12 protein-coding genes are annotated in these 12304 nt (G+C 52.1%); 7 read left to right on the forward strand and 5 right to left on the reverse strand.

Annotation, left to right across the window (positions count from 1 at the left end; translation table 11 throughout):
* Positions 1 to 40: 40 nt before the first annotated feature.
* The 3 genes from ACW17M_RS02780 to ACW17M_RS02790 form a co-directional block, all read right to left on the reverse strand.
* Positions 41 to 1024, reverse strand: a complete 984-nt coding sequence (locus ACW17M_RS02780) for a sugar kinase (RefSeq protein ID WP_022524032.1) — start codon at positions 1022 to 1024, stop codon at positions 41 to 43.
* An 86-nt stretch (positions 1025 to 1110) separates the two neighbouring features.
* Positions 1111 to 2127, reverse strand: coding sequence for a LacI family DNA-binding transcriptional regulator (locus tag ACW17M_RS02785; protein ID WP_414121056.1), 1017 nt, complete (start codon positions 2125 to 2127; stop codon positions 1111 to 1113).
* Between the two features lie 134 nt (positions 2128 to 2261).
* Positions 2262 to 4001: an HD domain-containing phosphohydrolase gene (locus ACW17M_RS02790; RefSeq protein WP_009287713.1), complete on the reverse strand. Its 1740-nt coding sequence runs from the start codon at positions 3999 to 4001 to the stop codon at positions 2262 to 2264.
* A 279-nt stretch (positions 4002 to 4280) separates the two neighbouring features.
* Here ACW17M_RS02790 and ACW17M_RS02795 point away from each other — a divergent pair, with 279 nt between their 5' ends.
* Together ACW17M_RS02795 and ACW17M_RS02800 are read left to right on the forward strand one after the other, a co-directional pair.
* Positions 4281 to 5120 carry a methyltransferase domain-containing protein gene (locus tag ACW17M_RS02795; RefSeq protein ID WP_022524028.1) on the forward strand — a complete coding sequence of 280 codons (840 nt, stop codon included), beginning with the start codon at positions 4281 to 4283 and terminating at the stop codon, positions 5118 to 5120.
* On the forward strand, positions 5117 to 6121 hold the full coding sequence (locus ACW17M_RS02800) for a methyltransferase (protein WP_022524027.1): 1005 nt from the start codon (positions 5117 to 5119) through the stop codon (positions 6119 to 6121). The genes ACW17M_RS02795 and ACW17M_RS02800 overlap by 4 nt, the downstream gene beginning before the upstream one ends.
* 23 nt (positions 6122 to 6144) lie before the next feature.
* Here ACW17M_RS02800 and ACW17M_RS02805 read toward each other — a convergent pair whose 3' ends face one another.
* Positions 6145 to 6900, reverse strand: a complete 756-nt coding sequence (locus ACW17M_RS02805; protein WP_022524026.1) for a FadR/GntR family transcriptional regulator — start codon at positions 6898 to 6900, stop codon at positions 6145 to 6147.
* A gap of 248 nt (positions 6901 to 7148) precedes the next feature.
* Here ACW17M_RS02805 and ACW17M_RS02810 point away from each other — a divergent pair, with 248 nt between their 5' ends.
* From ACW17M_RS02810 to ACW17M_RS02825, 4 genes are all read left to right on the forward strand, one after another.
* Complete coding sequence (locus ACW17M_RS02810) at positions 7149 to 7889, forward strand: SDR family oxidoreductase (protein ID WP_022524025.1); 741 nt, start codon at positions 7149 to 7151, stop codon at positions 7887 to 7889.
* Positions 7890 to 7911: 22 nt separating this feature from the next.
* Positions 7912 to 8754 carry a fumarylacetoacetate hydrolase family protein gene (locus ACW17M_RS02815; protein ID WP_022524024.1) on the forward strand — a complete coding sequence of 281 codons (843 nt, stop codon included), beginning with the start codon at positions 7912 to 7914 and terminating at the stop codon, positions 8752 to 8754.
* Between the two features lie 23 nt (positions 8755 to 8777).
* The gene (locus tag ACW17M_RS02820) at positions 8778 to 9800 is read left to right on the forward strand and encodes a zinc-binding alcohol dehydrogenase family protein (RefSeq protein ID WP_022524023.1); all 1023 of its coding nucleotides are present in this window, start codon (positions 8778 to 8780) and stop codon (positions 9798 to 9800) included.
* A gap of 130 nt (positions 9801 to 9930) precedes the next feature.
* Positions 9931 to 10659: an SIMPL domain-containing protein gene (locus ACW17M_RS02825; protein ID WP_022524022.1), complete on the forward strand. Its 729-nt coding sequence runs from the start codon at positions 9931 to 9933 to the stop codon at positions 10657 to 10659.
* A gap of 28 nt (positions 10660 to 10687) precedes the next feature.
* Here ACW17M_RS02825 and greB read toward each other — a convergent pair whose 3' ends face one another.
* Positions 10688 to 11218, reverse strand: a complete 531-nt coding sequence (gene greB, locus ACW17M_RS02830) for a transcription elongation factor GreB (RefSeq protein ID WP_009287719.1) — start codon at positions 11216 to 11218, stop codon at positions 10688 to 10690.
* Between the two features lie 172 nt (positions 11219 to 11390).
* On the opposite strand from greB, the gene ACW17M_RS02835 reads away from it, so the two are divergent.
* Positions 11391 to 12050: a tetratricopeptide repeat protein gene (locus ACW17M_RS02835; protein WP_027959025.1), complete on the forward strand. Its 660-nt coding sequence runs from the start codon at positions 11391 to 11393 to the stop codon at positions 12048 to 12050.
* The last annotated feature ends 254 nt before the right edge of the window (positions 12051 to 12304 follow it).

A 12304-nucleotide genomic window follows, 5' to 3' on the forward strand; every position in this document is an offset into this window, starting at 1 on the left:
GTTATTTAAAACCTGCTATTTAAAAAATAGTGTGTGGCGATTAGCCAATGGGCTGGTCGACTTCAAGCGCTAATAGTTGCTCGCGATTAGGCAAACCTTCCATATCACCCACTACCTGGATGGCTTGGGCGCCAATGAGGTTGCCGCGTTGGGCGGCTTGACGCGCCGTTCTTCCGTCAAGCAGGGCGCTAATGACACCGACGGCGAAGCCATCGCCTGCACCTACGGTATCCACCACCTCAGCAACGTGGCAACCGGCCACTGTAAAGCTCTCTTCTTGCCCATCCAGGTTGCCACGGTAATAGCTACCTTCGGGGCCCAGCTTGATGATCACAGCCGAGGCACCTTGATCCAGATAATAGCCTGCTATGTCGTAAGGCGTCTTCTGCCCGGTGAGAAGCTGGCCCTCTGAAAGCCCAGGCAACACCCAGTCGGCGCGGCTGGCGAGTTCATTAAGGGTCGACCGCATAACGTTTTCGCTGGGCCAAAGTGACGGCCGTAAATTGGGGTCAAAGGAAATACTAGCGCCGTGGGCGCGGGCCTCTTCCATCAAATGATGGCTAAGCTGGCAGGCGCTTTCAGATAACGCTGGGGTAATGCCCGTCGCGTGAAGGTGGTTAAGCGCCTGAAAGTCGACATTCCGGGCGTCGTCAATAGTGAGATGGCTGGCGGCACTGCCACGTCTAAAATATTCAACTCGCGGGTCGGCGCCGTTCTGGGCACGCTCTTTAAAGAGCAGCCCGGTGGGGTGCTGTGCATCGGCGTGAATATAGCGATCATCGATACCTTCCGCTGTTAATGCCGCCTGAATAAACCCTCCAAAGCTATCGGTTCCCACTCGACTTAACCAGCCCACGTGGAAACCCAGCCTGGAGAGGCCGATAGCGACATTATTATCGGCGCCTGCCAAGCGGCGGTGGAAACGATCAATGTTGGATAAGTCGCCTGGTGAATCAGCGACAAACATAGCCATGGCTTCGCCGAAGGTGAGAATTTCTGGTGGGTTAGAGAAGGAGTGAGGCATAGTCAGTAATCTCTTCGAGTTGTTCATTATCATCCAATGGGAACGATACCATTTTTGTGGCAATTTTTTAGCACCGACTAAAAAAATTAGCGTTGAGTAGAACCTCGTTCGATCAGAGTAGGTGAAAAACTCAGCGCCGCTGGCATTGATGATACGTGGGGCGCAATGCGATGCATCAAGCATTGAACAGCCGTTTTACCCATTGCATCGGTGGGTTGGGCAAGCGTGGTAATGCCGGGAGAGATCAAAGCGCACCAATCGAGTTCATCAATCCCCATCAAGCCTACCTTGCCAAGCAGTAAGTCCAACTGCTGAAACAGGCGGGTCACGGTTAGGGTGGCAGTGCCATTGCCGCACAAGACAGCGCAAGCGTGCTGTTGGTGGGCGGCTAAAAAGTCGCTTAATTCTTGAAGCGTTGCAGTGCCATCTGAGTTAGCAAGCAGGGAGGATGAATGAATAAGCCCCAACTGCTCGGCAGTGTGGTTAAAGCGGGCCAAGCGTTTTTGTCGGGTGCTTGACTGCTGGGGAGCTTCGCTGACATACAGCACGGCCTGGTAGCCCTGATCGGCCAAGTGTTCTAGCGCCATATCGACCGCCAGATGATTATCGAGTCCAACCACCTCCGCTTCCACATGATCGACTTCGCGGTCTAGCAGCACAATGGGTGTCCCCTGGCTGATGAAAGTATGTAGTTGGCGTTCAGGGCTGCCGGATGCATTTACCACGAGACCTTCCACCTGATAGGCACCCAACAGGTCTAAATGCTGGCGCTCCTGTTCTGGGTCGTTATCAGTATTACATACTACCAATGAGTAGCCGTATTGGCGGCACGCTTGCTCTACACCATGTGTGATAGCCACTGAAAATGGGTTGCGGATATCTGCCACCAACATACCTAACAATTTAGAGCGACCACCTTTTAACCCGCGTGCCATTTGATTTGGCTGGTAGCCAAGGGTACCTGCCGCATGGGCGATGCGCGCTTGAAGTGAGGGCGAGAGCCGATCACGCTCTTCGCCAAAATAGCGCGATACGCTGGTTTTAGAGGCACCAGCGAGGCGGGCTACTTCAAGAATGGTGGAACGGCGCGGTGTAGGTGGCATAGTGTACTTTAAAATAGAGTGCTTAAATAAATAGCGTTTTGCGTTAAAGTGTCTTCCGTTACATTGTGATTAACGGAATGAAAGTAGCTCAATTTTGGGTGTTTGCTAGGCCAAAAGCAACGGCGTGCGAGCCGCTAAGGGTGATTGGCCATATGAATATTGTAGTCTGTGGGGTTCACCGTGCCCTCAAGACGTCCAATTTGAGTAAAGTCATTATTTTCAAGAACCGTGTCAATAGATGTGTCTCTAAAGGAGAGGTTTTTAATAACGTTAACTTTACACGGCATTCCCTTTGCATCTACATCCATTATCCATGCTAAGAAACCGTTTGAGAACTTTGCTAAGCTACCGATAGGGTATAAGCCAAAGTGTTGGATATACTCTACAAGTAATGACTTTTCATAAATAGTTGGGCAGTTATTAACCCAGCGGTAGGCATCAAGAGGTTGCCGCGGATGCTGACCATTTCGCTCATGGGTTAATTTATTGATTATTTTAATAACACTGATTAGTCGAACACGCTCGGATAACTCTGCAGCCTGCTTTCCAGCTGGATAGCCGCTGCCATCGAGCCGTTCGTTGGCATTGAGGATAATGTCATGGCAGGCTGGGCTGGCGACCCAGCCCAGTGCTGTTAGCTTGTTATTCAGTGCAACAACATGTTCTTTGAGTAGCTCGGCTTGCGATGGAGACATGCGAATTTTAAGTGAGGGGAGCTGTTCGCTAATCAGCAGTGGTTTACCCATGGTGTGTAGTAGGGCGCCCGCCACTGTTTCCCGTGTCTGTGACGCGTATGGGTCACGACTGATCAGGATCATTGCTAGCTGGCTACTCACTTGTATGGCATGGCGCACCCACTCGGGTTCATCATGCAAAAAAGCCAGTGCATACTGAAGCCCCCTTCGGTCTTGAGTGACCATATAAAGAAGGCTGTCGACACACTCATAGAGGCTCTCTTCTGGAAATAAATCCTTGTTTTTAGTAAACATTAACATGACTTGTAGCTGGTGAGCGACTTCAAGAACACCGCGTAACAGAGGAGATCGTTGGCTACTCTTGGTTTGATCATGCTCTTCTTTGTGCTGCATTTTCTTCTCTTTGGCATCTGCGATGAAAAGCCGTGACTTAGCTCGAGAGGAGCTATCCTGTATACCTGAGCGAAAAGCAGCTTCGAACTCAGATTCCGATACATAATGGAAAAGAGTCTCAGTCATCGTGGCTGACATATTAATAAACTCAATACCGATAGCCGCATAGTCATGGCTCCCAAAAGGTCGCATATGACAAATACGTCCTTGAGTGTTGAATATTTCTCCGTTTGGAAACTCGAGAGTGACCTCCGGCAGTACCTGATTAATGCTAAGAGCCATGCTATCTTCCAGTCTGACATACACCATGCAGCCACCTACTGAAAGGTTACGCACTTTACCTTCCACGTTGAGCTCATGGGCAAATACTTCCAAGTGCACACGTGCGTGCATACCCAGAATGAAGGGTACACGCAAAGCTCTTCGATTATCGGAGGAAAAAATAGAGCCGGGAAGCTGGCACTCTAAATGGTAAGTGCAGGTATCTATTTTAATGACGTGTGCCGGCACTTGTTCAATATTATAAATTTCTTCTTCTATACCTGGCGTAGGATGGGAAGCTTCTATGTCAAAGCAAATGGTGTCGTTTTGCAAATAAGGAGAAAGCGAGCTACCTGTGTAATGTATCGCTAACGTTATTTTACCACTGTCCAATTCTATCTTAATAGCCTTCGCCTCTATGGCGTAGGCCGCTTCTTTTGAAAAAATAGAAATAGTATGTTCTTTTTTTAGCAAAGACCGTATTATTTGCCCAGTGGTATTTTGGTTCGCCGTATTGATAATCATATAAAACCCACCGTATTTATTTTGTTATAATTAATATCGACTTGGTGGTGACTGCTATATGCTTCTATTGCTTGTCACTCCTACCATGATAGGACATTTTTCCTGTGTCGATTAGCTATTATTTCGCTCCAGTTTGCAAACCTATTTATATCGATTTTAAGAGTCATTTGTAATGATTTGATAATTTTTGTTTATGTTTGATGCAGGCCAGGCCGCCATTCGGACGGGTAGGGATAATCAGGTAAACTGCACGCTTTCTTTTACAGCGATGCTCGCGGCATGCCCTCAAATCCTAAATCACTCCATTCTCAATCGAGCAGCTATGAATTAACGCCGTCTGGCGATCGCTATTTCGATGGCCTAGCCGAGAAATTCTCCCGTTCGCTCTATCAGGCGCCCCGGGGCGAGCTGCGTCTCGCAATGCTCGACTACCTGCTACCGGAAATGCTGAATCTAGAGGGGCAGTGCGTGCTGGACGTGGGCGGTGGCCTGGGCCAGCAGGCGGCATGGTTTGCTGAGCGGGGGCACGATGTCACGATGACTGAACCCTCAGCAGATATGCTCAGCTACGCAAAAACCTGGCACCGGGACGTTAAAACGTTACCGGAAGAGGCGATTACTTATCTGCAGGCGCCGCTGCAACGGTTAACAGAACAAACGCCTGGCCCATGGCCGCTCATTACCTGCCATGCAGTGTTGGAGTGGTTGGGCGACCCGCAAGCGGCGCTGGCCACCTTGAGTGATTTATTGGCCCCAGGTGGCCAGCTTAGCTTGATGGTGTTTAATCGCGATGCACTGCGCTTTTCCAACGCGGTCAAAGGCAACCTTGAGAAGGCGTTGAGCGACCGCTTGGCAGGGAAGGGCAAGCGCCAACGATTGACGCCTATTTCGCCCGTTAGTCATGCCGAGATAGAGCAGTGGAGTGCGGATAACGGCTTAGTGATAGATGCAGTCGCCGGTATCCGCGTCTTTCAAGATTACTTGCGCCATCCTCCCGCCACGCCAGCAGAAACTGAAACGCTGCTGGCGCTGGAAAAAAAGTATTGTCGCCATGACCCCCACTGGCGCTTAGGCCGCTACCTACTTTATACATTAATTAAACCGGAGATCGTTGAATGAGTGCCCAAGCCCCAGCGTGCCAGCTGTTAGAGCGACAAAAAGATAACTATGTAGCGCTGTGGGTCATTGGCCCGCCAGTCGATAGCTGGCTTATTGGTCAATCGTCGGGTGTGGTCAGTGGCGATTTTGACGTACTGCGTGAGTGGCAGGCGAAAGGCAAGCAGGCTCGAACGCCTTTTGACTTGGCGGTGGGTGAGCCATTCGGCAAAGAGGTAGTGCTGTTTTGGCCGAAGGCGCATCAGTTAGGTATTTGGTGGCTCAAGTGGTTATGTGAGCAGCTACCTGAAGGCACACCCATTGAAATTGTCGGCGAGCATCAAGGTGGCATTAAACGCGTTCCTAAAATGCTGGAAGAGCTGGGGATGCCTTGGGATAAGCGCGACAACGCCCGGCGCTGTTCACTCTTTGCCACCCAAACCGTGGCATTGGATTCGACTAGCGATAGCGCTTGGCAGCAATTCGAGACATTAGGACTGACGCTGAACAGCCATCCGGGCGTATTTGGCCACGGCAAAGTCGATGAAGGTACGCTGTTACTGTTGGAAAGCATTGAGAATAGCTTGCCGAAAAAACCGCTCAAAGTGCTGGATATGGGCTGTGGCGATGGGATTATTAGCGCTTGGTTGGCCCAGCGTGGCCATCATGTGACCGCGGTGGACGTCAGCGCTTTTGCGGTAGAGGCGTGTAAGCGCACCTTGGCGGCGAATGGGCTAGAGGGGCGGGTACTCTGCAGTGATGTATTCAGTGCACTTGAAGGTGAGCAGTTTGACTGGATTGTTAGCAACCCGCCTTTCCATAAAGAGCGTGATATCAGTTATGGCCCTAGCCAGCGTTTGATCAGCGCAGCGCCAGAGCATCTCAATGCGGGCGGGCGGTTAATCCTGGTGGCAAATGGCTTTTTGCCCTATCCAGACCTCTTGCAGCGGGCATTTCAAGACTTCCAGACCCTGGCGGATAATCGCCGCTTCAAGGTTTACGGTGCGATTAAGTCACAGCGCTAGGTCTACGGCATTTGATGAGGCACTTACTCAGCAAAGAAAACATTAAGTACGTGATCCAGATGCACTTCCATAGCACGACGAGCAGCCGCCGGGTCACGTTCTTCAATGGCTTCAACGATGCGCTTATGGTCATCCTGGGAGCGCTGCGGCATATCTGTTTCCATAAAGAGTTCCTGGAGTCGACGAAACATGGCGCCGTACTTGTGGCCAAGCAGATGCTTGATGACAAGTGCGTAGGCCGCGTTGCCTGAGGCCTCAGCAATACGAATATGCAGTAATCGATCTCCGGCGCAGTTGCGCCCGCCATTGGCGTTGTCAGACACATTCCGCTCAAATGCCAAACGGATCGCTTTCATATCCTCTTCAGTGGCGTTCATGGCTGCTAACGCGGCAATTTCCGGTTCCAGATAGCGGCGCGTCTGGAGAAGTGAAAAGGGCGGGATCTCTTCGTCCAGATTGAGCTCAATTTCGCTCTCGAACTCTGGGTCTATTGCCCAGGGCTCGGTTCGAGCGGCTGCGCGCATCACCGACTCCATGGGAGTGGCGCGCGATTCAAGCACCACGACACCATGGCCGACTCGAACAGCTACCTGCCCAACCACTTCGAGAGCAATCAAGGCCTCTCTCACTGAAGCCCGACTAACGCCAAGAGCTTGGGCAAGCTCTCGCTCGGGGGGTAACAGCGTTCCTGGGGGAAACTCACCATCATTGATTAACTGCTGTAATTGATCAGCAATCTGGCGATAGAGGCGCTGCGAGCGGATGGTTTGAATCGGCATTCGTGGTGTTTCCTATCCGTTTCACTGGTGTTTTTCGACTAAAGTTGATGGCTACTAAAGTTTATTCCCAAAAGCTGCTATTTGGCCTTTTGAGGCTTGTCAGGGTCAAAGTTTCTCGCTCATACTCGGCTCATTGGTCAGGCCATTAGGTGTCTGGATGATTTGGCCTAATGTATGTTCCCATTCTTTTCAAGGTCGTGCCACAGCTTTTAGGGGCGCGCCTTAGCCGTTAGGGATGTGCAAATAACATGAGACTCAAGAACAAAACTGCACTGATCACCGCCGCTGCAAACGGCATTGGGCGTGCTAGCGTCGAGCGCTTTGTTGCCGAGGGCGCACGCGTATTCGCGACAGATATCGATATTGCCAGCTTAGAAGGTATACCGGGTGTTGAAGCTTATCGCCTGGACGTCACGGATAGCCAAGCGATCCACCATTTAGCCGCTTCACTGCCAGCCTTGGATGTACTGTTTAACTGCGCCGGTATGGTGGCAGGTGGCAGCGTACTCGAATGCGACGAGGCCACTTGGCAGCGATCGATGGATCTGAATGTCACTTCAATGTTTCATACCTTGCAGGCTTTTTTACCGGGCATGTTGGCAAAAGAGAGTGGCAGCATCATCAACATGGCTTCCCTGGCATCTAGCATTAAAGGAGTTGCTAATCGCTGCGCTTACGGTACCTCTAAAGCCGCGGTGATCGGACTGACCAAGTCAGTCGCCGCCGACTTTATGACCCAGGGAATTCGCTGCAATGCGATCTGCCCTGGCACCGTTGAGTCTCCCTCTCTCAAACAGCGTATTGCTGAGCAGGCACGTAAAGAGGGGCGCAGTGATGCAGAGGTGCTAGCCTCTTTTATTGCCCGTCAGCCAATGGGTAGGCTGGGGCGAGTGGAGGAAGTGGCTGCGCTGGCGGCTTTCCTGGCTTGTGATGAATCGCAGTTTATTACCGGCACCACGCAATTGATCGATGGTGGTTGGGCTAACTGATTACTTCAGAAGGAATAACAATATGAAACTTTTACGCTTTGGAACGCCGGGCCAGGAAAAGCCGGGCATTCTCGATAGTCAGGGTAAGGTGCGTGATCTTTCCGCCCTCGTTAGCGATGTTGCCGGTGATGTATTGAGCGACGAAGGGTTGCAGAAACTTCGCGATGTGGATCTCTCTATATTGCCAGAGGTCGCGGCTGATGTACGTCTGGGGCCTTGTGTTGGTCAGGTGGGCAAGTTTATTTGTATTGGTCTCAACTACTCCGATCACGCAGCAGAAACCGGCGCCGAGGTTCCCCCTGAGCCGGTCATTTTCAATAAGTGGACAAGCGCTATCTGTGGTCCCAATGACAATGTGGAGATCCCCCGTGGCTCCAAAAAAACCGATTGGGAAGTCGAGCTTGGGGTAATTATTGGAAAGGGTGGACGTTACATTGATGAAGCCGAGGCGATGTCACATGTGGCGGGGTTTTGCGTGGTTAATGATGTGTCTGAACGCGAGTTTCAGTTGGAGCGCAGTGGTACTTGGGATAAGGGCAAAGGCTGCGATACGTTTGGCCCCTTGGGGCCCTGGTTAGTTACCCGTGATGAGATTGCTGACCCACACCAGTTAGGTATGTGGCTTGAGGTAGACGGCCAGCGTTACCAGGACGGCAATACACGCACCATGGTGTATCAAGTGCCTTTTCTGATCAGTTACTTGAGTCGTTTCATGAGTTTGCAGCCTGGCGATGTTATCTCAACCGGCACACCTCCCGGTGTGGGTATGGGCCAGAAGCCTGCCGTTTACCTTCGTGATGGGCAGCAAATGCGTTTAGGTATTGAGGGCTTAGGTGAGCAGCAGCAGCGGGTCGTTCAGGCCTAAACATAACGAGGAGAAGCGCGCTTATGGAAGTGCTTGTCTGTTCAAAGCCGCAACATCTGGAGCTGCGTCACGCTGCTAAACCAGAGTGTGCCCCTGGGCATGCCGTGGTATGGATACGCCGTATCGGTATCTGCGGAACGGATATTCATGCGTATGGTGGCAATCAACCCTATTTTGAATATCCCAGGGTGTTAGGCCATGAGCTTGCCGGTGAGATAGTCGAAGTCGCTGATGACCATGACCAGCACTTACTGGGCAAGCAGGTTTATGTCATACCCTACCTGCATTGTGGTGAATGCCGTGCCTGCCAGCAGCATAAAACCAACTGCTGCCAGAACATGCAGGTTATTGGCGTACATCAAGATGGTGGCATGGCGGAGTACCTGGCCGTACCTACCACTCACTTAGTGGTATCTGAAACCCTTAGCATCGATCAATTGGCCCTGGTGGAGTGCATGGCAATTGGTGCTCACGCTGTAAGGCGTAGCGTGCTACAAGCGGATGAATTAGCCGTCATCGTGGGTGCGGGGCCTATTGGTATGGGCGTACTCCAGGTCGCTAAAAGCCAGGGTGCGCGTACCTTGATGGTGGATACCAATCCATCACGTCTGGCTTTTTGCCGTGACGTACTGGGTGCCGATGCGGTGGCGAACCCTCAGGAAGTGGAAGTGGCTGCACAGATCAGCAAGCTAAATGGCGGTGCGTTAGCAGATGTGGTGTTTGATGCCACAGGGAGCCCTCGTGCTATGGAGACTGGGTTCGATCTGGTGGGGCATGGCGGTTGCTATGTTCTGGTGAGTATAGTCAAAGCAGACATTACCTTCAGTGATCCTGATTTCCACAAGAAAGAGTTGACCTTGATCGGCAGCCGTAATGCCACTCGCGAAGACTTCGATAGTGTGGTGTCACTGATGGATAGTGGGGACATCAATGCTGAAGCAATGATTACCCACCGTGCTTACCTTGCTGACGTGCCTGCCCAGATGCCCCAGTGGTGTGACCCCGCTAATCAGGTTATCAAGGCCATGATATCGATTGATCATTAACACTTCTGCATCGTTTCCTCAAACTTGCCACATTCAGCCGCCGACGAATTTACCGGTAAGGTCTATCGTTAAGGACTATGATGCAAATAAGTAGTCGTTAATTTAACGGTAGTGAGTAGGAGTGGCAGCAATGGCGGGAAATATTCGAAATACGGCGGTACTGGGAAGTGCCGTTCTGCTGGGCGGGCTGCTGGCGCTAGGGCTGGTATGGAGCGGTAGTTATATCAAGGGCGCCGCAGAAGTATGGCAGCAGTCGTCACGTAGCGTCACGGTGCGCGGCTTAGCCGAGCGAGAAGTGCCGGCGGATTTGGTGCTGTGGCCGTTCAATTACAGTGTCAGCGCTAATAGCTTGAGTGACCTTGAGCAGCAGTTGTCCAGTGACGAGCAGGCAATTCGCGATTTTCTGGAGGCCCAGGGGTTTGCATCAGAGCATGTTAGCTCCACTCCGCCGCGGATTACCGACCAATATAGCAATCAGTACGGTGGTCAGCGCCCGGATGAGCGCTATCGCGCCGAAGCAACACTGCTACTGCGCTCCCCCGATGTTGAGGGCGTGATCGAGGCAATCCCCAATGCGACTTCACTGGTTCGAGAGGGCGTACTGCTCTCGCCCAGCTACGAATACCGCACGGAGTTTCTATTTACCGGACTTGATGCGATCAAGCCTGAAATGATTGCGGCGGCCACTGCGGATGCGCGTAACGCCGCACAGCAGTTTGCCGAAGATTCCGGTAGCCAAGTGGGCCAGATTCGTCAGGCGACCCAGGGCTACTTCTCCATCGAGGACTTGGACAGCTACACGCCGCAAACCAAACGTGTTCGCGTTGTCACCACGGTGGACTACTCCTTACAAGATTAGGCCCTAGGCGGCGTTAATGGCGCAGGGATTAGCCAGTGTAATCAATGGCGGTGATGGTATAAAACGTATCACCGTTAGGCGTGAGCACTTTTGCTTCATCACCCACCTGCTTACCGAGCAGTGCTTTAGCCATAGGTGCATCGATACTGATCCAGCGCTTTTTGGTGTCGATTTCATCGTGGCCAACGATCCTGAGATGCACCTCACCGCCACTTTCATCCTCCAGGCTTACATAAGCGCCGAAAAACACCTTGCTGGTATCGGCTGGCAGGCGGTCTACGATTTGCAGTTCGTCCAAGCGTTTCGTCAGGTAAGTAATCCGGGCGATAACGCGGTTCAGCTCTTTCTTGTTATAGGTGTAATCGGCGTTTTCACTGCGGTCGCCCTGGGCGGCTGCTTCGCCGACTTTTGCTGAAATATCCGGGCGTTTAACCCGCGATAGGTGATCCAAGATAGCGCGCAAGCGAGCCGCCCCTTCTGGGGTAATCAGATTGCTCTTAGGGGCTTGACGCGGATCTTTGGCTGGATCGCGCCAGCGGGTCATGTTGCGGCCTTTCATTACCTATTCCCCATCGTGTTTCGAGCTACCCACCTTACGTTAATTGCGCGAAGCAACCAAGCAGCATGCTACTGGTAAATCATTCAAACGTTCGTTACATTTTTTGCTATATTGGGCTAGAGGCCCGTCATTGGTGGGTCTAAGTAGGACAACAATAATGTTAGGAGCATGTATGCGAACTCACTCTTTTCCACGTATGTTTTTACCGCGCTCATTAATCGCCGCCGCTATTGGCAGCGCGCTGATGCTGTCTCCGCTAACCGCCTCTGCCTTTGAAGGCGAGCTGTTTTCGCTTAAAAACAGGTGGGAGCATACCGTGACTGAGATGCCCGCCAACGAGCGCGAGAGCACGTTAAAGGCATTGGCAGGTGAAGCGGAGCAGTTGGCCGAGCAGTACAGCGATGAAGCTGATGTACTTGTCTGGCAGGGCATAGTTCTGGCTTCTTATGCCCGTGAGCGCGGTGGTTTAGGCGCATTAGGAATCGCAGGTGATGCGCGTGACGCGTTAGAAAAGGCGATTGAAATAGATCCTCAGGGGTTGAATGGTTCCGCCTACGTCACGCTAGGTGCGCTTTACGATCGCGCTCCAGGGCGGCCACTCGGTTTTGGCAATAGTGATACCGCTGAACGCATGTTCCAGCGTGCCTTGGAGATCCGCCCAGACGGCATCGATGTGAACTACTACTACGCTGCCTTTTTGAAAGAAGAGGGCAATGAGCAGGCCGCTCGCGAGCACGCCCAGCGAGCGGTTAACGGTACCGCTCGAGACAACCGGCAAGTCTCCGATGAAGCGCTACGCCGTGATGCCGAAGCGCTGCTCAAGCAGCTGTAAACCACCCGCTGAGTGGGTGTTCCCGGTGGCAAGCATTGATAATAGATCGATTATCACCACCGGGAGTGCCTCATGGCGTCCAACTCCAATACCTTCATTATTATCTCGTTGCGTCCAATGCGACATCCATGAGGATGGGCTTTCTCGCATAGTGAGTGGCTCTTAGCAGGCACACTCAGGCTCTACAAAAACACCCTCGCTATCCATGGTTGCCTCCGCTTCAGATCAGAACTCTCCTAAGTATTCTGGCTCTT

The organism is Vreelandella sp. 2A-K22 (assembly GCF_054065485.1).